The sequence below is a fragment of the Paractinoplanes bogorensis genome, assembly GCF_018829635.1.
Lineage (GTDB): Bacteria > Actinomycetota > Actinomycetes > Mycobacteriales > Micromonosporaceae > Actinoplanes > Actinoplanes bogorensis.
Window position 1 is genome coordinate 227,074 of sequence record NZ_JAHKKG010000008.1, and the last position, 25,191, is coordinate 252,264.

Annotated in this window: 10 protein-coding genes; 5 read left to right on the plus strand and 5 right to left on the minus strand. The window is 69.8% G+C overall.

What is annotated here, in order from left to right; genetic code table 11:
• Positions 1-591: 591 nt before the first annotated feature.
• The 4 genes from KOI35_RS26660 (at position 592) to KOI35_RS26675 (ending at position 14,572) form a co-directional block, all read left to right on the plus strand.
• A complete protein-coding gene (locus KOI35_RS26660) occupies positions 592-6,936 on the plus strand; it encodes an NIDO-like domain-containing protein (protein ID WP_246613804.1) in 6,345 nt (2,114 codons plus the stop codon).
• A gap of 28 nt (positions 6,937-6,964) precedes the next feature.
• Positions 6,965-13,087 (plus strand): RHS repeat-associated core domain-containing protein, encoded by a 6,123-nt coding sequence (locus tag KOI35_RS26665; protein WP_308121165.1) that lies wholly within the window; start codon positions 6,965-6,967, stop codon positions 13,085-13,087.
• A 108-nt stretch (positions 13,088-13,195) separates the two neighbouring features.
• Positions 13,196-14,146: a type VI immunity family protein gene (locus KOI35_RS26670; RefSeq protein ID WP_215791351.1), complete on the plus strand. Its 951-nt coding sequence runs from the start codon at positions 13,196-13,198 to the stop codon at positions 14,144-14,146.
• A gap of 57 nt (positions 14,147-14,203) precedes the next feature.
• On the plus strand, positions 14,204-14,572 hold the full coding sequence (locus tag KOI35_RS26675; protein ID WP_215791352.1) for a hypothetical protein: 369 nt from the start codon (positions 14,204-14,206) through the stop codon (positions 14,570-14,572).
• A 92-nt stretch (positions 14,573-14,664) separates the two neighbouring features.
• On the opposite strand, the gene KOI35_RS26680 is transcribed toward KOI35_RS26675, so the two are convergent.
• On the minus strand, positions 14,665-15,240 hold the full coding sequence (locus KOI35_RS26680) for a hypothetical protein (RefSeq protein ID WP_215791353.1): 576 nt from the start codon (positions 15,238-15,240) through the stop codon (positions 14,665-14,667).
• Between the two features lie 538 nt (positions 15,241-15,778).
• Here KOI35_RS26680 and KOI35_RS26685 point away from each other — a divergent pair.
• Entirely contained in the window at positions 15,779-16,852 is a 1,074-nt protein-coding gene (locus KOI35_RS26685; protein ID WP_215791354.1) for a S1 family peptidase, read from the plus strand.
• Positions 16,853-16,898: 46 nt separating this feature from the next.
• Here the strand turns inward: KOI35_RS26685 and KOI35_RS26690 are convergent, their stop codons facing one another.
• The 4 genes from KOI35_RS26690 to KOI35_RS26705 form a co-directional block, all read right to left on the minus strand.
• Positions 16,899-19,652, minus strand: a complete 2,754-nt coding sequence (locus tag KOI35_RS26690; protein ID WP_215791355.1) for an AfsR/SARP family transcriptional regulator — start codon at positions 19,650-19,652, stop codon at positions 16,899-16,901.
• 142 nt (positions 19,653-19,794) lie between these two features.
• Entirely contained in the window at positions 19,795-21,777 is a 1,983-nt protein-coding gene (locus tag KOI35_RS26695) for a YehQ family protein (RefSeq protein WP_215791356.1), read from the minus strand.
• Entirely contained in the window at positions 21,774-22,895 is a 1,122-nt protein-coding gene (locus KOI35_RS26700; protein WP_215791357.1) for a VWA domain-containing protein, read from the minus strand. The genes KOI35_RS26695 and KOI35_RS26700 overlap by 4 nt, the downstream gene beginning before the upstream one ends.
• On the minus strand, positions 22,892-25,189 hold the full coding sequence (locus KOI35_RS26705; protein WP_215791358.1) for a DUF5682 family protein: 2,298 nt from the start codon (positions 25,187-25,189) through the stop codon (positions 22,892-22,894). The genes KOI35_RS26700 and KOI35_RS26705 overlap by 4 nt, the downstream gene beginning before the upstream one ends.
• Positions 25,190-25,191: the final 2 nt, after the last annotated feature.

The window sequence follows — 25,191 nt, forward strand, 5'->3', positions numbered from 1 at the left end:
GGTCTCTCTTGCCGGGCCAGTGTGTGCGCCGTTGAGGGCGTCGAGCTGAATACCGTTTATGCGCTGCGTCGGCGTCGCGGCAAGCCTCAGTCAGATCTCGGCGGCCTGCTGATCGCGTTGGCCGCATTGATCCAGCGGGCGATGAGCTCCGGGTCCCGCCGACGTGCAAAATCACCCGTCTCCGGTTCACCTTCGCGTCGGCGTCGGCAATCGTCCGGCGCGGGCTCTCGATCTGTCGTGGAATGTCGGAGGCGCCGAGGGCTGCCTGGTATTTGGCGTCGGCCGCCGCCGTCGTCGAGCCAGTGGTCGCGTTGGCGTGCGATGGGGCTTGCCGCCGAGCTTGCGGGCTGGTTTGGCATGGATTCTCATCAGGTGAAGTGACGGACATCACTTTTTGGACGCGTCGCCGTGAGTTCGATTCATCTTCGGTGGGCTGAGCTGGCATTGCTGATGCTCGATGGCTACTGACGGTGGCTGATTCACTCCTCTTGGTCGTTTTGGGTAGTTCTCCATGCTCTTTACATAGGCGATCTTGACTTCGTAGGTTCTGCCTCTCACGACTATGCGATGTGGAATCACGGGGAGATCTTCATGGCTGCTGTGCGTTGGCGTCAGCGTGCCCGAATCGCGACGATGACTGCCGCGGCGCTCGCTGCCGGTTCGCTAGCCGCCTTGCCCGGCGGATCACCTGCCTCCGCCGCGCCGGCTCCGGCCTGCACGTTGCAGCAGCCGGACGAGCTGAGCGCGCGGCGTATGGTCGCGATCTGCCGGCGGCCGGTCGAGGTCCTTTCCGAGCGCACCGAGTACGCCCAGATGTTCCTCAACACCGACGGTACGGCGACGCTGGAGCAGGCCGTCGAGCCGGTTCGGGTGCGCGCGGCCGGGGCCTGGGCGCCGGTGGACACCACGTTGGTCAAGACCGCCGAGGGCGTGTCGCCGCGGGCGACCGTCCTGCCGATGACCTTCTCCAAAGGCGGGGACGCACTGGTCGGGCGCTTGCGGGACGGCGACCGCGAGTTGGCGGTGAACTGGCCGTCCAAGCTTCCGGCACCCACCTTGAAGGGATCGTCGGCCGTCTATCCTGATGTGCTACCCGGCGTTGACCTTCAGGTGACCGCGCAGGCCACCGGTTTCTCCGAGGTGCTGGTCGTGCGGACTCGTGCGGCGGCCACCAGCGCGAAGCTGGCGACCCTCAAGTTCGGCCTTGCGGCCAAGGGTGTCCGGGTGGCCGCCGGACCGGGCGGCGGCCTGGTGGCCCGGGACGCCGCGGGAGCTCCGGTCTTCGTTGCCCCAGCCCCACTGATGTGGGACTCGTCGTCAACCCAACAATCCCCGCCTCAGTCCGCCCCCTCGGCCAAGCGTTCGAGCGTTTCGGGTCCTCCAGCCGGTGAGAAGAAGCCGGACGGGAACTCGGCCGGTGACGAGCGCGACAGCCGCGTTGTGATGCCGTTGAAGGTGAACGACGGCGCCCTGACCATCACACCGGATCGGGCGATGCTCAACGATCCGCGGACGAAGTTCCCCGTCTTCATCGACCCCTCAGTCACCGGCGGGCTGGTCAGCAACGAGTGGACGTCGGTGTGGAGCAAACACCCCACGAGCTCCTTCTGGAAGAACGCGACGGCGCTGAGGGACGGCTCGACGTACGGGGCGGCCGGTGCCGGCCGGACCGAGGACTGTGAGGGCTGCGCCGACCACATCATCCGCTCGCTTTTCCGGATGAACACCAGTCCGGTCAAGGGCACCAAGATCGTCGCCTCCACGTTTCGCATCGAGCAGCGGCACTCGTGGACCTGCAATCCGCGCAGTGATGCCAAGATCTGGCTGACCGGCGGGTTCTCGGCCGCGACGACCTGGAACAACCAGCCCACGTGGAATGGCAGCTACACCAAGCAGACCCACGCCAACCGCAAGCTCGGCTCGGTGCACGGCTGCGACGGTCCGGGGCACATCGAGTTCGACGTGCAGCGCATGGTCGCGCTTGGCGCGTCGAGGGGCTGGACCAGTGTGAGCCTGGGCCTGAGGGCCTACGACGAGACCACTCTCAAGCAGTGGAAGCGGTTCAACCCCTCCACCGCTCGTCTTTCCATCACGTTCAACCGTCCGCCCAAGGCGCTCGACGCCCGCACGTCGGACGGCCACAAATGCGCGGTCGGCACCAGCCGGCCCTATGTGCTGTGGACGACGCCCGTGGTGCTGGCCGGCAAGCAGTCCGACCCGGACGGCGGTGAGCTGACCACGGACTTCTACTGGTGGGAGAAGACGAACGGCGCACGCAGCGAGTTGAACAAGGTCACGCAGTCGAACGGCAACAACGCGATCGTCAGCAGGCAGATCCCCGCGGGCAGGCTCGTCGACGGCGGCACCTATGTCTGGCAGGCCAAGACCAGCGACGGCAGCCTTTCGACCTGGTCCGGCACCTGCGAGTTCACAGTTGACGCGACGCCACCCCCCGCACCGGGAGTCATCACGTCAGGCGACTACTCACAGACCGAGCCGAGGGGCGGCGTGGGCCTCGCGGGCACGTTCACGGTCGCGCCGCCGTCCACCCGGCCGCACGAAGTCGTCGCGTACGCATGGACGCTGGACTCAGGCCGGCAGGCGTCCACGCCGACCGTGCCGAAGAACGCGAACAACAGCGCGACGATCAAGGCAGTGCCGCTGCACGACGGCATCAACCGGTTGCACGTCTGGTCCAAGGATCACGCCGGCCGCTTCTCCACCAACCCATCGACCTTCACCTTCACCGTGCGGGCGGGCACGGGGCCGGCCGCCGAGTGGACGTTCGACGAGACCGACGGCAGCGCGACCGACATCAGTGAGCACGGCAACACCGCCACCCTCGGCGGCAGCGCGAGCCGCGTCGACGGGCGCAGCAAGGCGGGTAAGGCGTTGGCGCTCAACGGGACCAGCGGGTTTGCCGCCACCGCCGCGGCTCCGACCTATCCCCACCCGGACACCGGCGCTGCCACCGCCGTGCGCACCGACAACAGTTTCACGGTGACCGCCCGGGTACGGCTCACCTCGACCAGCGGAGTCACCGGTCAGCGCACTGCGGTCGCGGCCTCCGGCAACCGCACGTCGGCGTACACCCTCGGCTATTCCGGTGCCGACAACCGATGGCGCTTTGCCATGGCGGGAGCGGACGCCGACAACCCGGCCGTCACCCAGGTGCTGTCGAACGCCGCGCCGGTGGCCGGCCGGTGGACACATCTGGCCGCTGTCTACGACGGCCCCACCAGGAAGTTGACGCTCTATGTCAATGGCGTCGCCCAGTCCGCGACCGCAGCGCTGACCGGCGGCTTCAACGCCGCCGGAGCGGTGACGATCGGCAAGCGGAAATGGAACGGCGCCGACGATGGCTTCCTCAACGGCGCGGTGGACGACGTGCGCGTCTACAGCTTCGCCGAGACCGCCGCCAAACTGGCCCCGCTGTCCCTGCCGTTGCCGCCCGTCCTCAGCTTCACCGACGGTGTCGGCTCCGTGAAGAAGGGCGGGACCATCCGGGTCACCATCAGCGCGGGCGGCGACACCAACGTCACCAAGTACCGATACAGCCTGGGGGGCACCGCGCTCGACTCGTCCCAGACCCCGACCGCTGTCGGCGGCGACGTCACGGTGCCCGTGCCGGTGGGCTCCATCGCCGGAGAGCGGCCGCTGCACGCCGTCGCCGTGAGCGGTGACCGCGACAGTCCGCTGGCTCAAATCGAGATCGACGTGCTGCTGGGAGCGCTGCTGTCGGGCACCGTGCTCGACCTGGCCACGTCGGAGCTGGCGGTCGGGGCGACGGTTCGGTTGCAGCCCGGCAACATCGTGGCCACGACCGACGACGACGGGGCCTTCTCGTTCCCCGACCTCGTCCAGGGCGACTACACCGTCACCGCGTCGTTCGGCGGCCGGTGCGGGCAGGCCGGGAAACAGGCATTCGAGGTGAGCAGCGAAGGTTTGACCCTGGAGGTCTACCTCAGGCGGGCCTCGTCCAACCTCGGCCACCTCTGCACCGAGCGCACCGCGGCCTTCCCGACCGGCGTGAACGTACTGCCGCTGGTCGGTGACGATGCCGTCACCGTGGTGGCCCTGCCCTTCCTGTTCCCCCATTTCGGTGGCGCCTATCGCAGCATGTGGGTCGACACCAACGGTCTGGTGTCGTTCGAGGATCCGCTGGGCGCCCATCCGCACGTCGCGGGTGAGCCCCTGGTCTCGGCGGCCGAGCCGAACGCCGTCGTGGCTCCGTTCTGGGACGACCTCGTCATCGACTCGGCGGCGAGCATACGGACCGCGGTCACCGGCAGTGGCTCGGCTCAGCAGTTCGTCGTCGAATGGCGCAACGCGCACCGCAAGGGAAACACCGCGCAGCGGCTCAGTTTCGCAGTGACCCTGGGCGCCGACGGCACGGTGACGACCAACTACGACGGGCTGGACAACGCGACCGAGCAGGGCAGCAACGCCCTGGTCGGCCTGGAGTCACCGGAGGGTGACGACGGCTTCGCGTACTCCTCCGACGAATCGGCGCTGGTCAACGGCAAAGCGATCGTGTTCACCCCGCCGAACGTCGACGGTGGCTTCGAGACGCACAACCTGACCGGCAAGCTGACCAACGCCGCCGGGCAGTCCGTGGCCGGAGCCATGGTGCAACTGGACCCCAGCGGGCTGACCACGACCACGGCGGCCGACGGAGCGTACTCGTTCTTCGGACTGGTCGAGGACAGCTACACCGTGACGACCCGCAAGCCCGGGCGCTGCGACGAGCAGGCGCAGACGCAGGTCGACCTGACCGCCGACACGGTGACCAACTTGCGGCTGGCCCCGGACCACGGAGTCATGGGCTATGCCTGTGCCGTCGGGGCCGGCGGCTTCGTGGCGGCCGGCACCGTGTTGCCGCTGACCGGTGACGACGTGGAAACCGACGTGACCCTGCCGTTCCCGGTGCAGTTCTACGGGCGTACGGCGACCACCGCGACCGTCTCGACGAACGGCTGGGCCGCCGTCGGCGGCGGTTACCTCGAGGCGCTCTGGGGCGACCTGGTCGTCGACGGCTCGGCCACCGTTCGTACGCAGACGACCGGCTCCGCGCCCAACCGCGCGTTCGTCATCGAGTGGCGCGACGTGCTGTTCATCGGCACCAGCGAGCGCACCACGTTCGAGCTGGTGCTGCACGAGAACGGCCGGATCGCCTACCACTACGCGGTTGCCGGGACCGACCTGCAGAAGGGCGGCAATGCCACAGTCGGCCTGGAGGCGATGTCCAGCCGGGTGCACGATTACTACTCGAACTGGGAGCCGCTCCTGACCGCGAACAGCTCGATCACCTGGACGCCGACCGGTACCGGTGCCGTCAGTGGTGTGCTGACCGAAGCGGTGACGACCGATCCGATCGCCAACGTCACAGTGACCCTGAACCCCGGCAACCGCACGGTGCGGACCTCGGCCGACGGCAGCTACCAATTCGCCGACCTGCCACCTGGCGCCTACCAGCTCATCGCCTCGCGGGGTGACGACAAGTGCCTCGGGCAGTACGCCACGGCGACGGTCTACAAAACCCAGGGGGACGTCTCGACGGACCTGTCGCTCAACGACGACGCCGACACGTACTACCACTGCACCACCGCAGCCCAGCCGTTCATCACTGCCGACACTGTGCAACCGTTCACGGGCGACGACGAGATGTGGAAGGTGACTGCGCCTTTCCCGGTCAGCCTCTACGGCGAGACGACCACCTCGCCGTGGATCAGCACCAATGGCTTCGTGTCGCTGGCGCCCGAGGGCAGCACCGACTCGGCCGCCACCCCGGTTCCGTCGGGAGCGGTTGACGGCACGCCGAACAGCGCCGTCTACCCGTTCTGGGGTGACTGGGTCATCGACGACCAGGCTGCCATCGCCACGAAGGTCACCGGCACCGCGCCGAACCGGCAGTGGATCGTCGAGTGGCGCGACGCCGCCTGGTACGGCAACGACACCGTCCGGGTGTCCTTCGAGGCCATCTTCGCCGAGAACGGCGGCATCACCTTCGCCTACGACGGCATCGATCCGCAGAACCCGATCGAGCGAGGCGCGAACGCCACCGTCGGCATCGAGAACACAGACGGCACGGTCGCCTTCCAGTACCTCTACGGCGCCGATCTGCTGGACTCGGGCCTCGGGATCCGGTTCACGCCCGACGTGCCGTCCGAGAACTCGATCACCGGTACGGTCACCTGCGGCGACAACCCGGTCGAGAACGCCACGGTCACCGCGGGCGGCGTCACCGCGACCACCTACGGCGACGGCTACTACAGCCTCGACGGCGTGCCGGCCAAGACCTGGACGGTGGTGGCGACCGTCCCCGGTGGCGACTGCACGGGCTCGACGGTCCGCTCCGTGCTGGTCGGTCGCAATCCCGTCGTCGCCGACTTCACCCTGCAGACCACGCCGATCGACACCGGCTACACCGTTGGCGAGGCCGAGATCCCGTACGCGGCGTTGAGCGGGACGAGCCTCCTCAACGGGCATGGCGCCTGGACCACCGTCGACCTGCCGTTCCCGATCTCGGCGTACGGCGCGTCGGCGACCACGCTGCGGATCGGCACCGAGGGCAGCCTCGAACTGGCCGGTGCCGCCTACCTCTACCCGTTCCGCGGTGACTGGGTGGCCGACGACCAGTCCGCCGTTCTGACCGCCGTGCGCGGCGCCGCTCCCGACCGGCAGTTCGTCGTCGAGTGGCGCAACGTCCGACACCAAGGCGATCAGTCCACCCGCTTCACCTTCCAAGCGATCCTCGACGAGTCCGGCGGCCTCAGCTTCGTCCACCCCACCAATGACGGCAGCTATCTGAAGAGCGGCGGAATGTCCTTGATCGGCATCCAGTCCGCCGATGGCGCTTCCGCACTGCTGTACGCCGACCGCAGAGCCGTTCTGCGTCCCGGTCACGGCATTCGCTTCGTCCCCTCCGTCCCCTGACCTTTCCTCACCCCCACGGGAGCGTCCGGTGAAGTCACCCCTGCCTGCCCAACTGCGGCGAAGAACAGCCGTCGTCGCGGTCGGAGCTCTGCTCGCGAGCCTGTTGCACGGTCCGGCGGCGAGCGCCGCGAAGCCTGAGCCGTACAAGCCGTCGGCGGCCAAACCGGTACCGGTAGTCCCGGTCGAGGCGGTCAAGCCGCAGCCGATCCCGGCGCTCAAGCAGCCCGCGCCGGCCTCGGCCCGACCCGCGCCGGTGTGGCCGGCCGCCGGGCTCCGGGCCGGCGCGTCCGGAACGCGCGTCGAGGTGCTCGACCGGGCGGCCACGGCCAAGGCCGGGGTACGCGGCGTTCTGATGCGCGTGGGCCGCACTGAAGCGAGGACGACGGCCGGTCCGGCCACGGTCACGGTCGACTACGGCCCCTTCGCCAATGCCTACGGCGCCGACTGGTCGAGTCGCCTGCGGCTGGTCACCCTGCCGAACTGTGCGCTGACCACACCGGCCAAGCCCGAGTGCGCACCGGAACCGATTCCGTCGAAGAACGACACGCAGGCCCGGACCGTCTCGGGCGCGGTGACCGTCGGCAGCGCTCAAACCCTCGTCGCTCTGACCGCGGGTCCGTCCGGTCCGGCGGGCGACTATTCGGCCACCTCATTGAGCCCGTCGTCGACCTGGGCCGCCGGGGGTAACACAGGCGCGTTCACCTGGTCGTACCCGATGCGGACCCCGCCCCCACTCGGTGGCAAGGGGCCGGACGTCGGGCTGTCCTACTCGTCGCAGTCGGTCGACGGGGCGCACGCCGCGTCGAACAACCAGCCGTCCTGGGCCGGTCAAGGCTTCGAGACAACGGCCGGCGGCTTCATCGAACGCCGCTACCGCTCCTGCCACGACGACATGGGCGACAACGCCAACAACAAGGAGAAGACCGGCGACCTGTGCTGGGAGACCGACAACGCGACCCTGTCGCTGAACGGCCACTCCGGCGAGCTGCTCTACCACCCGACCGAGAAGCGCTGGCACCTGCGAGGCGACGACGGGTCGCGGATCAGGCGCGAGGTCGGCGCGGTCAACGGCGACAACAACGGTGAGTACTGGGTCGTCACGACCAGCGACGGTGTCCAGTACTGGTTCGGCAGCCACCGCCTGCCCGGCTGGACCGCCGACGACCCAGTCACCAACTCGACGCTGACCGTTCCGGTGTTCGGCAACGACCCGACCGACGAGTGCCACGCCGACAAGTTCGACGACTCGGACTGCATGCAGGCGTGGCGGTGGAACCTCGACTACGTCGTGGACCCGGTCGGCAACTCGATGTCGTTCTGGTACGTCAAGGAGACCAACAAGTACGCCCGCAACAACAAGCCCGACGCGCCGGCGAGCTACGACCGGGCGGCCTACCTGAACCGCATCGACTACGGCACCCGGCGGATCGCCGGCGTCGACTCGGCGCTGAAGACGCTCGCGCCGCTGCGGGTCGACTTCACCCCCGGCGACCGGTGCCTCGCGGACTGCGGCACCCACGACGCCGGGCACTGGCCCGACGTGCCGTGGGACTCGTCGTGCACTGGTGACAAGTGCGAGGACGTGTACTCGCCGACGTTCTGGAGCACGAAGCGGCTGGCCTCGGTGACCACGCAGGTGCGCAGCGCCGACTCGTACCGCAACGTCGAGCGATGGACGCTGAAGCACACCTTCCCCGACCCGGGTGACACCACTCGCGCTGGTCTGTGGTTGTCCAAGCTGTCGCACACGGGCCTGGTCGGCGGCACCGCGACCGTGCCGGACATCGAGTTCGAGTCGGTGCAGATGCCCAACCGGGTGGACACGATCGACCACTCGCCGGCGATGAACTGGATGCGCATCGCGCGGATCCGCAACGAGACCGGCGGATCGATCAGCGTCGTCTACTCGAAGGAGGACTGCAAGGCGGACGAGCCTCGGCCGGCCGAGGCGACCAACACCCGCCGGTGCTACCCGGTGCGGTGGATCCCGGAGGGCTTGTCCGTACCGGTCACCGACTGGTTCCACAAGTACGTGGTGACCACCATCTACGAGAACGACAACACCGGCGGCGCCCCGCCGAAGGGCAGCCCCCGGGTCGTCTACTCGTACGACTACCTCGACGGCGCCGCGTGGCACTGGACGGACGACGACGGTCTGGTACGCAAGGGCTACAAGACCTGGTCGGATTATCGCGGGTACGGCCGGGTCGGCGTGACGGTCGGCGACGCGGGCGACCAGACCTACACCGAGGCCCGCTACTTCCGCGGCATGAACAACGACCGGTTGTCGAGCACGGACCCCACCCAACGGCGCTCCGTAGCCACGGACGGGATCGCGGACGAGAACTGGCTCGCCGGGATGGTGCGCGAGGAGAAGATCCTCAACGGGCCCGAGGGCGCCGTCGTCTCCCGGCAGCTGAATACTCCGTATGCCTCGGCGGCGACCGCGACTCGTACGGTCAACGGGGACACTGTTACCGCGCGGTTCACCGGAATCGGTACGGTTGCCTCGCACACCGCCCTCGACGGCGGGCGCGGCGAACGCGTCGCCAAGACCGTCACCTCCTTCGACGCGTTCGGCATGCCGATCTCCGTCGACGATACGGGTCTGGACGGCGTCGACGGCGACGAGCAGTGCACCCGAACGGAGTACATCCGCAACAACACCCTGTGGATCAACACGGCCATCAAGCGGATGCGGACGTTCGCGGTGAAGTGCGCGAGCACCAGCGGAACCCTCACCGAGAGCGACGTCATCTCCGAGAGTCGCACGATCTACGACAACTCGGAGTACGGGACGGCGCCGGCGAAGGGGCTGCCGACCCAGACGCTGCAGATGTCGGCCTGGAACAACGGCACGCCCGCCTTCATCGTGGCGAACAAGACGGCCTACGACGTCCACGGCCGAGTGAAGTCGACCACCGATGCCAACAAGTACGAGAGCACCACCACCTTCACGCCTGCTCAGGACGGCCCGGTCACCTCGATCGTGGCCAAGAACGCGCTCGAGCACGAGAAGACCACCACCCTCGAGCCGGCGTGGGGTCAACCGACTGAGATCGAGGACGCGAACGACAAGCGTACTGATCTCGCCTATGACGCGCTCGGCCGGATGACCGCCGTCTGGACGCCGGATCGAGTCAAGGGAACCGACGGCCCGACCGAGAAGTACACCTACGACATCAACAACGACTCGGCGACGTCGGTCTCGTCATCGGTGCTCAACCCGCAAGGGTCCTACGTCACCAACTACACCCTCTACGACGGCTTGCTACGCGCCCGGCAGACGCAGGCCAAGTCGCCGACGGGTGGACGAATCATCACCGAGGATTTCTACGACACGGCCGGCCGGAAGGTGCTGACCTTCGGCGGCTACCACAACTCCGCTGACCCGAGCGGAACGCTTGTCGCCTCGCTGGACCGGGCTTTCGTTCCGCGCCAGAACCGCACCCAGTACGACGGCGCGGGACGGGTCACGGCCGAGATCTTCCAGCCCAACGGCGTCGAGCGCTGGCGGACGTCCACCGTTCACGCCGGCGACCGCTCGGACGTCACCCCGCCGGAGGGGGGAACGGCGACCTCGACGGTCACCGACGTGCGGGGCCGGACCGTCGAACTGCGGCAGTACAAAGGTGCGGTTCCCACACCTCGGACCGCCGGCAGCTGGACATCGACCGCGTACAAATTCGACCGGCGTGGATATCTGGCCAGCGTCGCCGACACTCTGGGCAACGACTGGACCTACACGTACGACGTGCGTGGCCGTAGGACGGAGGTGGACGATCCCGACAAGGGCAAGTCCTCCTACACGTACGACGACGCGGGCAACGTGCTGACAGCCACGGACGCCCGCAAGAAGAAGATCGCTTACACCTACGACGGGCTCAATCGGAAACGGGCGGCTCACGACAACTCGATCAACGGTGATCTGCGCGCTCAATGGATCTACGACACGGTAGCCAAGGGCCAGCTCTCGCAGTCGACCCGGTTCGTCGGCTCGGCGCCGTACCAGTCGAGAATCCTGAGTTACAACGACCGCTACCAGCCGGTCGACACCCAGATCGTCATCCCGGAGAGCGAAACCGGCCTGACCGGGACGTACAACTACTCCACCACCTACAACGTCGACGGCTCGATCGAGTCGACGACCATCCCGGGCACGAACACCGATCTCGAGTCCGAGACGGTCAGCCTCGGGTACACCGCGCTCGGACAGCCCGCCACGATGGGAACCCTGTACGGCGCCACAAATTCGACGTACATCGAAAGCACCGACTACAACGCACTCGGCGAGCTCGATCAGTTGGACCGGTACACCGGCACGGGCGGTCACGTATTCACCAAATACGCCCGCGACCCGGCAACCGGGCGGCTCTCCGGCATCCGCACCGACCGGGACTCGGTGGCTCCCTACATTCTCTCCGACACCAGCTACGAGTATTACGCCGCCGGCACTCTCCGGAAGGCGGTCGACGCGGCCCCGGACCCGGTCGACGACACTCAGTGCTTCACGTACGACAGCCTGGCCCGGCTCACCGAGGCCTGGACTCCGGCCGGCGGTGACTGCGACGCCACCCGCTCGGTCGGCATGCTCGGCGGCCCGGCCGCCTATTGGAACTCCTGGCAGTACGACGACATCGGCAACCGTAAGAAGCAGACCACACACTCCGCAGCCGGCGACGCTGTCACCGACTACGCCTACACCCCGTCGGGCAGCACCGCGGTGCGGCCGCACGCGGTCAACAACGTCTCCGGTGCGACCACAGGCAGCTACACGTACGACGAGACGGGCAACACGCTCACGCGCCCAGCTCCGTCGTCCGGCACTCAGACGATGACCTGGGACGCCGAGGGGCACCTGGAGACGTCGACGGACGCCGGTGGCCGGAACAGCTACGTCTACGACGCCGACGGTAACCGGCTGATCCGCCGCGATCCCACCGGCAAGACGCTCTACCTGGCGGGCCAGGAGATCCGTTACACCGCGGCGACGACCCAGACGACCGGTACGCGCTACTACAGCTTCGCGGGTCAAACGATCGCCTCGCGGACCAAGGCCAAGCTGACCTGGACGGCATCCGACCATCAGGGAACGGCACAAATCGCGGTCGACGCCGCTACGCAACAGGCCAGCATGCGCCGGCAGACACCGTTCGGCGGTCCACGCGGCGTTGCGCCTTCCACCTGGCCCGACGACAAGGGCTTCGTCGGGGGGACGACCGACAACACGGGGCTGACTCATCTCGGCGCCCGCGAATACGACGCTTTGCTGGGTCGATTCATCTCCGTCGACCCCATTCAGGATCTGAACGATCCGCAGCAGTGGAACGGCTACGCCTATTCCAACAACAACCCGGCGACGCTCAGCGATCCCACCGGCACCATTCCCATTCCGACCGAGAACGACGATCGCTTCGGCCGGGAGCAGAAAGATCCCTACGGCGAGCCCGAGGGTAAGGACAAGAACAACGAGGACCTGTCGGAGTACAGCGTCCGGCACCGCAAGTCTCAGGAGCAATTCCGTGACTATATGAAGGTGATGCACCCGGACTGGAAGATCTGGATCGAGTTCCTGATCCCGCACGCCTCCAAGAAGAAAGGAAGTAACGGGCCCGGCTTCGCCGACATCATGGCCTACGACCCACTGATGCAGAAGTGGTACATCTGGGAGGTCAAGACCATCGGCGGGTCAGGCACCAACATCACCGGCGCCGAGGCGAATGCCCCCGGTGAACTCGATGACTACATCGCGCATTTCAAGGCGGCCTACCCAGGCGAAAGGATCGAACGCGGTGAGCGTCTGCCGGCCCGGATCGCTCAGGTTGACCCGATCGATCCCTCCCGGACCCTCTGGACGAATTCATCGGTCAACGAGGGACGCGATCAGGAGGAGTACGCCGGTGTCGTGATCTACTACAACACCAAGCGAAAGGAGGAGGACGAAAAGTCCTACCAGCCTTACCGCACTTTGGCCGGGATCGACGATACCGGCGCAAAGCAGCCGCCCGTGCCGACACATCAGAAGCAGAGCGGATTCGACAAATGGTTTGAGGAATGGCGATCCCAGGATCCGTTCCCGTTCGTCGGCGGGCCCGTTCTGGTGCCGGTCGGGCCCCCGGTGCGAGTTCCGGTCGTACCGGTGGTTCCGTAGGCGCCGTCGACTCGGCCCGGCTGGACGTTCGACGAGGGCGTCCAGCCGGGTAATCCGGCGACCTGCCATGATCGGTGACGGACGTACCAAGAACGAGGGGGCAGGCAGTTGCTGGATTTCGCGACCAGCCAGGCGTCGATGGACTTCGCGCTCGACGTGCAGCTCAACGTGGACTCGTCGGCGGGCGATGCCGGGCAGGTCGTGTACGACTGGCTCGAGCAGGGTTTCGCTGCTCTGGCCGGCGATGTCCAGGCGAGCATCGCCGATTTGCCCGCCGACACTGCAGCAGCCGGTAAGGCCGCGGGTACGGGTGACAGTTTCGGGCAGATCACTGTCTCGCGCCGGCGGGGTGACGGTCCGCGGCTGGTTCGCACGGAACGGACCGCTTCGCGGGAAGGGTGGCAGTGGCTGCGAGCAGAGGTTGCCGAGCTGCCCGTCGGTCTCAAACTCGTCACGGGCCGCCTGGACGAAACCGGCATCATGGTCGGCAGCAGTTTCAACGGCTACGTCGCGGCCTACCCGGAATCGCCTGGCTGGCTTCAGCTTCGGGCGACAGTCAACCGGTCGAAGTTTGTCGCCGTGCAGCGGAGTTGGGTGGACTTCGTGTTCTCGTTCGCCGATCGGGTCAATCCTGGATACGGTCAGGTGACGTACTCCTACGACCAGGGAAGTAGCGTCGTGGAGGAGACGACCCAACCGCGTACTCCGGAGAGATGGCGCAGGGATCCGGCGGTCACCATCGGGCGGTGCCGGGAGACGTTGCGCGGGTACGGGTGGCTGACCGTCCTGGCGCAAGAGCTCGCGGATCGTGTCGGTGGGGCGAATGCGCTGCGTGGCACGGGCGCCTTCGCGCAGGTTCGGCAGCTGCAGCGGGGCGGTGTCGGCTTGCTCGTCACCGATGACCTGGAGGACTACACCGAGCGGACGGCGGAGCCGGCGTTCCGGGTGCTGGCCCCGTTGCTGCCGCCGGGCGAGCCGTTCACGGTGGGCCGGTCGCCGATGAGGCCACCGGTCATCGTTGTCCCGGTCGATCCCGCCTCCATGTCCGGGGCGGGCTGATCGTTGGGGACGTCGGGATGGCAGTACGTCACTGGCTATGACTGGAGCCTGAAGGCTGTGCTGGGTGACCTGCGGCGTCAGGTTTTCGACTCGGGGCAGTACTACTGGCCGCCGGATCTGGTCCGGCCCACGAGTCTCGAGGAGTTCGACAGCGGCGGTGGCCCGCGTGGGACGCATTCTGTTCTCGACGTGACCGTGGTGCTTCATCCGGAGGACGAGGACGGCTGGGGCACTTTGCGGCCGTTGACCGGGGCGCAGCGGGTCGAGCTGTTCGGCATCTTGGACCCGACGCGTGCCGACTTCGAACGGTCCGAGGATGCTCGCTGGGACGCGGGACCGCCGATGACGTGGTGCGGGTGGGCGGTGGCCCTGGTCGACGGGTCGGACGTGATCGGCACCGGCATCTGGGGATTCTCCGGCGACTGAGACCCGTGGCCGCGTACCGGGTCGCCGGAGGCGCGGCTATCGCTGCCTCTCCGATCGTCTGGTGCACCAGGGACGTTGTGTGCCGCCCGTGGTCAGGGGCGCAGGTTGTCGAGTGTCTCCTGCAGGACGCCGCGCAGCTGGTCGGCCTCACCGGTCAGGCCGACCTGGTCTCGCACCGGCCCGGCCAGGGTGACGTTCGTGGAAATGTAGGCGTTGGCCGACCAGGCTGCCGCCAGGACCGTGGGCTTCGTCCGGTCGGCGATGGCGATCCCGCCGTCGCCGACGCCCGGCAATTCGATCGCGATGTGGCCGGCGGAGCCGGCCGCCTGTTTGGCGGTGTTTGTCTTCTCCGTCCAGTCGCGCCTTGTCGGGTGGGCGCGGTCGATCTCGATCGTGATGAAAAGCTCCGGCACCGGGCCGGTGTCCCCGTAAGCGCAGCTGACTGTGTAGGACGTCGCGTCGTCGAAGCCGTTGGCGTTGCCGAAGGGGCCGTCGGTGATCTGCTTGCGGCCGGTCAGGGCTGGGCAGCCGCCGGCGACCGAGTTCCAGGCCGCGGCCGGCGAGGGCGGGGGCGACGAGTCTCCCGCCGCGCCGGGTGTCGCTGTCGTGGCCTGACCGCAGCCCCCGACCAGCAGAATCGCGGCCCAGGCGAACGACTTTCCGCGCATTTACACCCTTCCATTAACGGGATTGAGGCATTGAAGCACGAGTCGGCTCCGCACGAGGCACCGGCAGTCATCCACACTGGACGCTCGCCAGGGTCGAGGCCCATCTCAGCCGCCTCTGACACCGGGCCGCGATCGGCCCAGTGCGGGGTGGTTGTTGTGCACACTCGACCGCTAAAACCATTGTCACACAGATTGTTTCGCGCCGACTGATCCTGCTGGCTGCTGACGACGGCAGCGCATGCGCGCCCTGGGCCGGGCGCTGTCGCGTAAGACCGGCCCGGACGGCGTACCGGACAACGTGCCTCGAAGCGGTGGGAACGGGCAGCCGCCCGGCTCGGCCGGGCGCACGCCGTCAAGCGCGTCGCCTCAGCTGTCGGTGAGAGGTCGGTGGTGGGCTCCGACGTTCACACCTACCTCGCGTTGAGCTGAACGCGTCGACCCGGCGGTGGGAGATCGACCGGCGCCACCAGGCAGTGAACGGACAATGTACGGCCGCCGCCTAGCTTGCTGTCGACATCGACAGCAATCAGGAGGCGCAGTGCGGAGAAGAAACCTGACCGGCCGGGTCGTGATGACGGCCGGGCTGCTTATTGCCGGGACGGCCCTCGTCCCGGCTCCGGCGAACGCCGCCGCGGCGGTCGGCGTGATGAGCGCAGTCGGCGCCGTTTCGGTGGCGGACCGGCTGGGCGATACGCGCACGGGTGGCGCGTACATCGACAGCGCCGGCCGGGCCGTCGTCACCGTGACCGACGCCGCGGCGGCCGAGTCCGTGCGCGCGGCGGGCGGCACTGCGCAGTTGGTGAAGTACAGCACGGCCCAGCTGAAGTCCGTCACCACCGCGCTCGGCGCCGAGGCCCGGATCCCGGGCACCTCGTGGGGCGTCGACCCGAGTACCAACAAGGTGTCGGTGGAGATCGACAGCACGGTCACCGGCACCCGCCTGGCCCAGATGGAGAGCGTCACGAAGCGCTACGGCGACGCCGTCCAGGTCGACCGGATCGGCGGGAAGATCGACAAGGCCGAGTTGTTCACCTCGGGCGGGCAGGGCATCCAGGGTCCCGGCACCAAGTGCTCGCTGGGCTTCAACGTCCGTACGCCTCCGGGTAAGCGGTACTTCCTGACCGCGGGACACTGCTCGCCCAGCTCGTGGGACAAGGCGGCCGACGGTACGTTCCTGGGACAGGTCGTCTACCGGGTCTGGCCGCGCAAGGACTTCGCGCTCGTCGAATACCAGAACAGCAACGTGACGGCGTACGGGACGGTCTGGGTGAACGGCACGCAGAAGCAGATCGACTCCTCTCGCAACGCCATCGACGGCGAGTCGGTGTCCCGGGTCGGCACCATCAGCACTGACCTGGTCGGCCAGGTGCTGCTGACCAGTACGACGGTCAACTACAGCAGCGGCGGGTACGTGGAGGGTGTCATCAAGACCTCCAACTGTGCCCGGCACGGCGACAGCGGCGGTGCGCTCTTCCACGGCACGGTCGCGCTCGGCATCACGTCCGGCGGCAACTACCTCGACGCGGGATGCAGCGACGCGGTCAGTGACCGGCGGTCGTACTACCAGCCCGTACAGGAAGTCCTGAACGCTCTGGGCCAGTCGGTCTACTGAGTCCGCGCGCCCTGGCCGCCGCGCACCCGGCGGCCAGGGCGACCGGCTACGCGACGTGCAGTTGCTCGTGGATGGCGGACGCGCGATCACGGTCGGCGCGGGCCGCGGCCGCACGGTCCGCATCGTCGTGGACCTCGGCGCGGCGGGTGAGGGTTCCGGCCAGACCGTGCCGGTCCCCGGACCGCTCGAACTTGCCGACGGCACGGCCGTAGAAGTGGGTCGCCTCGTCGAGGTCGCCGAGCCGGTGATGCGCGAGGCCGAGACTGTCCAGCGAGGCTGCCTGTTCCTGCGGCGTTCCGATGCGCTGCTGCAGGCCGAGGGCTTCGCGGCAGGCAGCGATGGCCTCCCGGTAGCGCCGGGCCTGCACGTGCAGCCATCCGGTGAGGCTGAGCGTGTTGGCCTGCCAGACCGCGTCGCCGGCCGTCCGGAACTCGTCCAGCGCCTTCGCCAGGTGGGCTTCGGCGCCTTGGGTGTCGGCCAGTTCGAGGGTGACCTCGACGAGGGCGTAATAGGCGTGACCGCGGTCGGCCGGGCCGGTGTCGAAGGTGAGCGTGCGGCTCAGCAGGCCGGCCGCGGCGTGCGGGTCGCCGAGCCGCAAGCGGGCCCGTGCCTGCAATCGCAGGCTCCGGGCCTGGGCCCGGTCGTCGCGGAGCCGGCGGGCTGCGTCGGCGGCCTCCCCGGCCAGAGTCTGAAGTTCGATCCAGTGGCCGCGGCGGTCGAGGTGGGTGGCCAGCGCCCAGGTGAGTTGCCAGGCGTGCGCGTCGAAACCGGAGGCGGCGGCGTGCCGTACGGCGGCAGTCAGCACCTCCTGTTCGGCGGTGAACCAGGCGGCGCCGTGCGAGGCGTCCGGAGTGTCGTCGATGGTGATGCCGGGTTGCGCCGGGGCGAGAACGGTCGCGCTGCGGCTGGGGAAGGTCAGGTTCGCGGCCCGGTGCGCGGTGTGCAGGTAGTGGTCGAGGAGCCGGTGCGTGGCGGGTCCGGCCGGACCGGGCGCCCCGAGCTCGGCCGCGAACGCGCGGAGCAGGTCGTGACCGGCGTAGCGGCCCGGCCGGTGCTCGTCGGCCAGGCCGGCCGCGGTCAGTTCGGCCAGCAGCGGCCGCACCCGGGCCGGGTCGTCGCCGCTGAGGCTGGCGGCCGCGGAGACGGACACCTCGACGCCCGGGTGCAGCCCGAGGAACCGGAACAGCCGGGCCGCCTGCGCGCTGACCGCCCGGTAGGACCACGACAGCACGGCGCGGACGTCGGTGGCCGGGTCGTCGGTGGCGAAGGCGTTCAGTGTGCCCGCCGCCGCCCGTAGTTCCGCGGCCAGTGTGGCCAGCGACGTGGCCGGTGCGATCGCGGCCCGGGCGCAGACCAGGGCGAGAGCGAGCGGCAGACCGGCGCAATACTCGACGATCTGCTCGACGGGCGCGGGCTCGGCGGCCAGGCGCGATGATCCGAGGCGCTTGGCCAGGACGGCATGGGCCTGCGCCCGGTCGAGGGCGCCCAGGGCCAGGGGATGGGCGCCTTCGGCGGCGATCAAACCGGTCAACGGGTTGCGGCTGGTCACCACCACCTGGCACGAGCCCGTCCCGGGCAGCAGGGGCCGGACGTGGGCGGCGTCGCGGGCGTTGTCGAGCACGACCAGGACGCGGGATCCGGCCAGACGGGAGCGGTACAGCGCCCGGCACGCCTCCGGATCGGCGGGGATATCACGGATCGGTACGCCGAGGGCGCCGACGAAACGGCGTACGGCGTCGTCGGCTGAGACGGCACCGGCCGGGTCGAATCCGCGCAGGTTCACGTAGAGCTGGCCGTCGGGGAACCGGTCGCGGGCCTGATGCGCCCAGCGCACGGCGAGCGCGGTCTTCCCGACACCGGCCGTGCCCGAGATGGCCAGGACCGTCAGCATGTCCGGGTGAGCGCTCCCGGCGTGGCTGAGACTCTGCAGCGCGGCCAGCTCGGCGTCGCGACCGGCGAATCCGGGTGCACTGAGCGGCAACTGAGCCGGTGCCGCCGAACCGAGCCGGGACGCGGACGGCCGGGCCGGGCGCAACGAGTCGTCGTGGTGCAGCACCGCCCGGTGCACCTCGTTCAGCTCCGGGCCGGGGCGTACGCCGAGGTCGTTCATGAGCGCGGCCGCGGTGTGCCGGAAGACGGTGAGCGCATCGCTCTGCCGGCCGGTGCGATACAACGCGATCATCAGCTGACCGGCGAAACGCTCCCGGTACGGGTGCCGGCCGACCAGCGCGGCCAGCTCACCGACGAGCCGGTCGCCGGCCCCCAGATCGAGGTCGGCCTGCACCCGCTGCTCGACCGCCAGCAGCCACGCCTCCTCCAGCCGGGCCGCCTCGGGCGCGATCGGATCGACATGGCTGACGTCCGCGTACGCCGGACCGCGACGCAACGCCGTCGCCCGGCCGAGCGCGTCCCGGGCCCCGGCCAGGTCACCGCTGCGCCGGGAGATCTCGGCGTCGGCGCACAACACGTCGAATTCCCAGGCGTCCACTCGAACCGACTGCGGGTCGATGCGGTAACCGGTGCGGCCGTCGCCGGCGATGACGTCCCGGCCGAGCGCGCGCCGCAGACCGTGCACGTACGTCCGGAGGTTGCCGGCGGCCGAGGCCGGGGGCGTCACCGCCCACAGCGAGTCGATCAGTTCGTCGCTCAGGACCCGCATGCCACGCCTGCAGAGCAGAACACCGAGCACCGTGCGCTGCTTCAGCGGTCCCAGCACCACCGGCCGGTCTCCGGCCTGGGCCCCGAGCGGACCGAAGGCGCGGATCCGCATGTCGGGGACGGCCCCGTTCGCGACGATCATGCCCGTCAATCTAAGGGGGGCGGGCACCCCGTCACGGTTTTTCGAGCCTCGATCTTGTTTGGAGCGACGTGGACAGTGAGCGCTGCCCGGTACTGCGCGTCAGCGAGCCGCGAAGGAACCTGTGATGGCCCGCCGCCGGCTGTCAGCGCATGTCGGCGGCCAGGCTCAGGCGCAGATGGGCGTCGACCCAGCACTCGACCGCCTCGTCGCCCGGGTCTGGGCCGAGGCGGCCGGCGAAGGTCTTCAGCGCCGACCCGCCGTGCCGCAACCCGAGCGCGGTGAGTCTGCCCGCCGCCTCGCGCAGCCGCCCGGGCATCGTCGACGGGACGTGCAGCAGACCGCGGTGGGCGACCTCGGCGAGCAGGCCGAGACTCTCGTCCAGCGCCGCGGTCAGCGGGTCACCGTCGGCCGGCGCTGTCGTGCCCGGGTCAGCGGCATGTTCGGCCGGCAGCAGGTCGGGCACGACCACGGCATCGCCGACGGCGAAGCCGATCGGGTCGATGCGCACCCCACCGCCGCCGCGCCGGACACTGCCGGCGACGTAGCGGACCTCGCTGCTGGACAGTGCCGCGGCCATGCTGTCCAACCGGCCCGGGGCGCAGGCGGCGTGCACCGCGGAGACGACAGCGGTGTTCCCGGCCGCGTCCGCGATCACCGCGTCGAGCCGCTGATCGCCGGGCGCGTAGCTGATTGTCTGCACCTCGGCGACCGGGATCACCCGAACCAGCTCGGCCTCGATCCGGGCACGGACCGGGCGCGGGGCGAGGGTGTCGAGTTCGGCCGCCAGCCCGGCCAGATCGGTGGCGACCAGCGCGCCGGGCAGATCCTTCCAGGAACCGCGGGCGTGCATGGCCTCGGTGCGGCTCAACCGGCGGGCGCCCAGGCGGACGGTCCGGCTGGCGCTGCGGACGGCCGACTCGGTGACCACCGCCCCGGCCGCGAGCGCACTCACCGACACCCCGCCGACGCGGCGTCCGGCCAGCACCGGGCCGGGGTCGTCGGTCTCGTACGCGCGCCGCAGCACCAGCACGCTCGCACTGTCCGCATGGGCCAGGTAGATGTCCACGACCCGTTCGGCGCCGACCGCGGACACGCGGCAGCCGAGCCCGTCCAGTCGGGCCCTGCGTAGCGGGGTCTCGGACGCCTCGTCGGTGCCCAGCACCCGCGATCGGAGGCTGGCCCCGCCGCCGATCACCGCGCGGTGCCGGGCGTGCAACTCGGCCAGATGATCGGCGAGCGCCTCCGGACGGTAGCGCGCCGACCGTTCCCGGTATGCCTCCAGTTGGGCGACCAGATCCTCCACGGCGAGCAGCGGCCACCGGAGCTGCCCGGCCTCGAGGCTGCGCCGCACGGTCGCGATGTCCGCGGCGAGGCCGTTGCCGACGTGCACCGCCCCCTCGCGCAGCACCAGCGCGGTCAGCTCCAGGGCGGCGTCCAACCCGGAACCGGACACCGTCGCGACCGCGGTGCCCCCGACCTGAACCTGTACGTCGGCCTGTTCCGGCGCGACCCGGTCGGCGGCCCGGAAGGCCCACACCGCCAGCACGATCACATCGTCGCGCACCCCGGCCACGGCGTCACTGCGGGCAAAACCGAGATTTCCCGGTACGAGGAAACGTACGGTCGCCGTGGGCAACTCGACACTGGCGACGGGGTCACCGGCGCGGGACCGGTGCACGCGGGCGACGTATCCGGCGCGCTCGGTCCGCCGCGCGGCCACCATCATGCGGGCGCCGACCCGCCCCTCGAGCTCGTCGTCGCTGAAGTCTCCCGGCGACCAGGCCGCCGCGCCGGATGAGTCAGCATGATCGGCGGCGTCGGTGGGATCCGCTGTGGGCGCAGGTTCGGCCGAGGGCACAGCGGCGATCCGCTGATAGGCGAGGACCAGGCCGACCACGTGGCGGCACGTCACGGTCGCGCCGCAGGTGCAGTGGGCGTCGCCCAGGCCGCCCGGTGCCAGGGTGGTCACCACACCGTCGTCGAAGACCGCCTCGACCGAGCCGTCCGGCGACTCGGCCACGGACGGCGGAGCCTTCTCGATCTCGCGGGCGGCGCGTTTGACCAGGCCGCGGTTGGTCAACTCGGCCAGCGTCTCCGGGGTCAGGGCCCGCAGGTCGGCCCTCATCGGGTCACGTGTTCGGCGACGAACGCGGCCAGCTCACCGGGGGTCATCGCCCCGACGGAGGCGCCCACGTCGACGAGTCGCTGGGCGGTGTCCCGGTCGTACGACGGGTTGGCCTGCTCGTCCAGGGCGGCCAGCCCGAGCACGATGGTTCCCTGTTCGCACAGCTCGCGCGTCGTCCGGATCAGCGAACCGACCGATCCGCCCTCGTAGAAGTCGGTGATCAGCGCGACGATCGTGCGCCGCGGCCGCTCGACCAGGCCGGCCGCGTACCGCATCGCCCGGCCGATGTCGGTGCCCCCGCCGAGCTGCACTTTCATGAGCAGCTCGACGGGATCGTCGACCTCGCTGGTCAGGTCGACCACGTCCGTGTCGAAAGCCACCAGGTGCGTCCGTACGCCGGGAAGGCCCCACAGACACGCAGCCGTGACCGCCGAATGGATCACCGAGTCGACCATCGAGCCGGACTGGTCGACGAGCAGGATCACCTGCCACTGATCCACATGTTTGCGGGTGCGCGAATAGAAGTGCGGCGTCTCGATGTAGAGGCGCCGTTCGTCCGGCCGGTAGTGGCCCAGGTTGGCCCGCAGCGTACGGGTGACGTCGAAGTCGCGGGCCAGCTTCCACCGGCTCGGCCGGCGGTTGCGGCTGCCGGTGAACGCGACCCGCACCTCGGTGGCCATTTTCGCCATCAGGTCGCGGACCACCGCCTTGACGATGCGGCGGGCCAGGCGCAGCACGTCCGGATTCATCAGATGCTTCGTCTGCAGGACGGCCTTGAGCAGCGCCGGGTTCGGCTCGACCCGTTCCAGGACGGCCGGATCGGTGACGATGTCGTGGATCTCGTAGCGTTCGACCGCGTCGCGTTGCAGCCGCTCCACGGTCTCCCGCGGGAACAGCCGGGTGATCTCGTCGAGCCAGTCCACCGTGGTCAGCAGCGACGGCCCGTCGCCACCGCTGCGCCCGGGCCGGCGCACGTCGCGGCGCTCCAGTTCACCGTCGCGGCCGTAGAGCCAGTCCAGCGCCGCGTCCCGCCCGGCGGCGCCCGAGCTGAGCGGCCCCAGTTCCGAGGCCGGGGCACCCAGTACCAGACGCCAACGTTCCAGTTCGGGGTCGGTCATGTGTCGGCTTCCTCCCGGCCGGTGAGGCCCTCACGCCGCAACGCGGCCTCGACCCGTGCGTCCAACAGCAGCCCCGCCGCGACCACCGCCGGGTCGGGGGCTCCGCGCAGCAGCCCGCGCCCGCTGCCACCCAGCCCGCGCCGGGCCAGCAGACGGCCCGCGATGGTCTCCCGCTCGCGCGGCGGGAAGAACTCGAAGGCCTGCCGCAACCCGGGCAACGCGACCAGGAATTCCTGCGGATCCATGCCGCTGAGCAGTTCGTCAAGCAGGGCGAGGACGGGTTCGGTGTGCAGTACTTCCTCGCGGGCGAGTGCGAACAGCCCGGCGAGCCAGTCGCCCGCCGACCCGGGCACGAAGGCGCTGCGCACGGCCCGCATCGGATCGACTGCGGCTTCGCCCTCCACCTCCGTAAGCCCGGGGGCCAGCGACCAGCGGAAGCCGAACGCCGCCCCGCGCAGATCCGGCGGAGCGCCGGTGTCCGCCGCCACGCGGGTGACGATCTCCAGGGCCGGCGCACGGTCCAGCGACAGGGCGCGATCCGCGTAGCGCAGGGCGTCACGGCAGGCCGCCAGCGCGGCGATGCGGCCCAGGTCGGCCGGGGCCGGGCCGCCGCGTACGCCTTCGGCCAGCCAGAGGATGCGGCGGACCGCGGCGTTGATCACGACGCCGAGGGTGGCGCTGCGGGCGGTGCCGAAAATGCGGTCGTGACGCCACATGGTGAGGACCACGGCGAGCATGCGGCCCAGCGCGCCCAGGTCCGCGGCGGCGGCGACAGTGGCCTCGATGTCGGTCATGGCCTGGTCGGAGACGTCGTCGGTGCCGGACAGGGCAGCGTCGAAGAGGACCGCGGCCAAGGCGTCGACGTCGCGGCCGGCGGTGGCGGCGCGTTCGGCCAGCACTCCTGCGCAGGCGTCAGCCAGGGTGGCGCCGTACGCGCCGGCTTCGATGAGGGCGGTGAGCCGGCCGGCGTCGGGGCGCAGGGCCCACTGTTCCCGCAGGACCGGTTCGACGCCGGTCGCGGGACCCGCGTCGCGTCGGAAGCCGGGCACGCCCAGCAGCCGGAGTCGGTGCAGGGTGCGGCTGCGTTCGCGGTCGGGCGGGTCCAGCAGGTCGAGGTCCAGGTCGGCGTTCCCGGCCAGACCGGAGCGTTCCAGCTCGGCCCCGGCGTCGTGGACCAGCGGCGGGGCGGGGGTGCCGGGATGCAGCCGGCCGACCCGCGCGCCGCTGAGTGCGGCCACCATCTCCACCACGACCGGGTGGCTGCCCGGCCGCAGCATGCCGCGCGACGCCCACGGCAGCGGCACCTCGAGAGCCTCGGTGACCAGGGCCGACGCGAGCCCGTCGAGGACGTCGGCGCGGGTCGGCGCATCGTGTCCGCGGATCGTAGCCAGGCCGTCGGCGGTGGCCCGGGCGGCGATCAGGTCGGCGGTGGAGACGGGCTGCCGGCGTTCGCGGAGGCGCTGGGCGACCTGTTCGATGAGGTGCCGGGCCGCCTGGTCCGGGCCGGAGTCGTAGAGCTCCTGGTAGTAGCCGGGTGAGGGCATCCCGGACTGGTAGCCGTCGAAGGCGTCGAGCCGGCGGAACGAGTACGGCACCAGGAAGCTGCCACCGACCGCGTCCTCGGGCAGGGCCGGCACCGTGGGCCAGGCCGCCGGCCCGTCCAGCGCCGCGGCCAGGGCGGGCCGGTGGAAACCGCCGGTGACCACCACGACCGGGCGGTCACCGGCGTCGGCCGCGGCCGCCCGGACCCAGCTCGCCATGTACGCCTCGCGGGCGGTGTCCTGCTCACCGGCCGCCGACGTGCCGCGGACCAGGTCGAAGTAGGCGGCGAGCCGTTCGAACAGGTCGTCGTCGGCGCCGATCTCGAACAGGTGGTCCCACAGCACGTCCACGTTGTCGACGTCGAACTCCCGGCACAGCCGCTCCATCACCTCGGCGTAGCGCAGCTCGGCGTCGGCGTAGCGGTTGCTGCGCCCGGCGAACGCCGGATGCCAGGCCGGCAGGTCGATGAAGCGCAGCTCGGCGCCGGCGGTCCGGCCGTGGGTCAGGGCGACCCACTCCGGTGAGTACGCGCAGAACGGCGCCCACGAGCCGTGCCGGCGTTCGCCGTCGCGGTACGAACTGAACACCGCCACCGGCAGCTCGTGACCCAGCAACAGCTCGTCGATGCGATGGTTGAGGTCGGCCGGACCCTCGATCAGCACGTACGCCGGTTGCAGCGCGTCGATCGTCCGGGCGGTGAGCCGGGCGCACGCCGGACTGTGGTGCCGGACCCCGATGAAGGTGACAGGCATCG

Bases quoted from the DNA above. Each gene is read 5' to 3' on its own strand.
- KOI35_RS26705 (WP_215791358.1), bottom strand. From the start codon at position 25,189: ATGCCTGTCACCTTCATCGGGGTCCGGCACCACAGTCCGGCGTGCGCC.
- KOI35_RS26680 (WP_215791353.1), bottom strand. From the start codon at position 15,240: ATGCGCGGAAAGTCGTTCGCCTGGGCCGCGATTCTGCTGGTCGGGGGC.
- KOI35_RS26690 (WP_215791355.1), bottom strand. From the start codon at position 19,652: ATGATCGTCGCGAACGGGGCCGTCCCCGACATGCGGATCCGCGCCTTC.
- KOI35_RS26700 (WP_215791357.1), bottom strand. From the start codon at position 22,895: ATGACCGACCCCGAACTGGAACGTTGGCGTCTGGTACTGGGTGCCCCG.
- KOI35_RS26660 (WP_246613804.1), top strand. From the start codon at position 592: ATGGCTGCTGTGCGTTGGCGTCAGCGTGCCCGAATCGCGACGATGACT.
- KOI35_RS26695 (WP_215791356.1), bottom strand. From the start codon at position 21,777: ATGAGGGCCGACCTGCGGGCCCTGACCCCGGAGACGCTGGCCGAGTTG.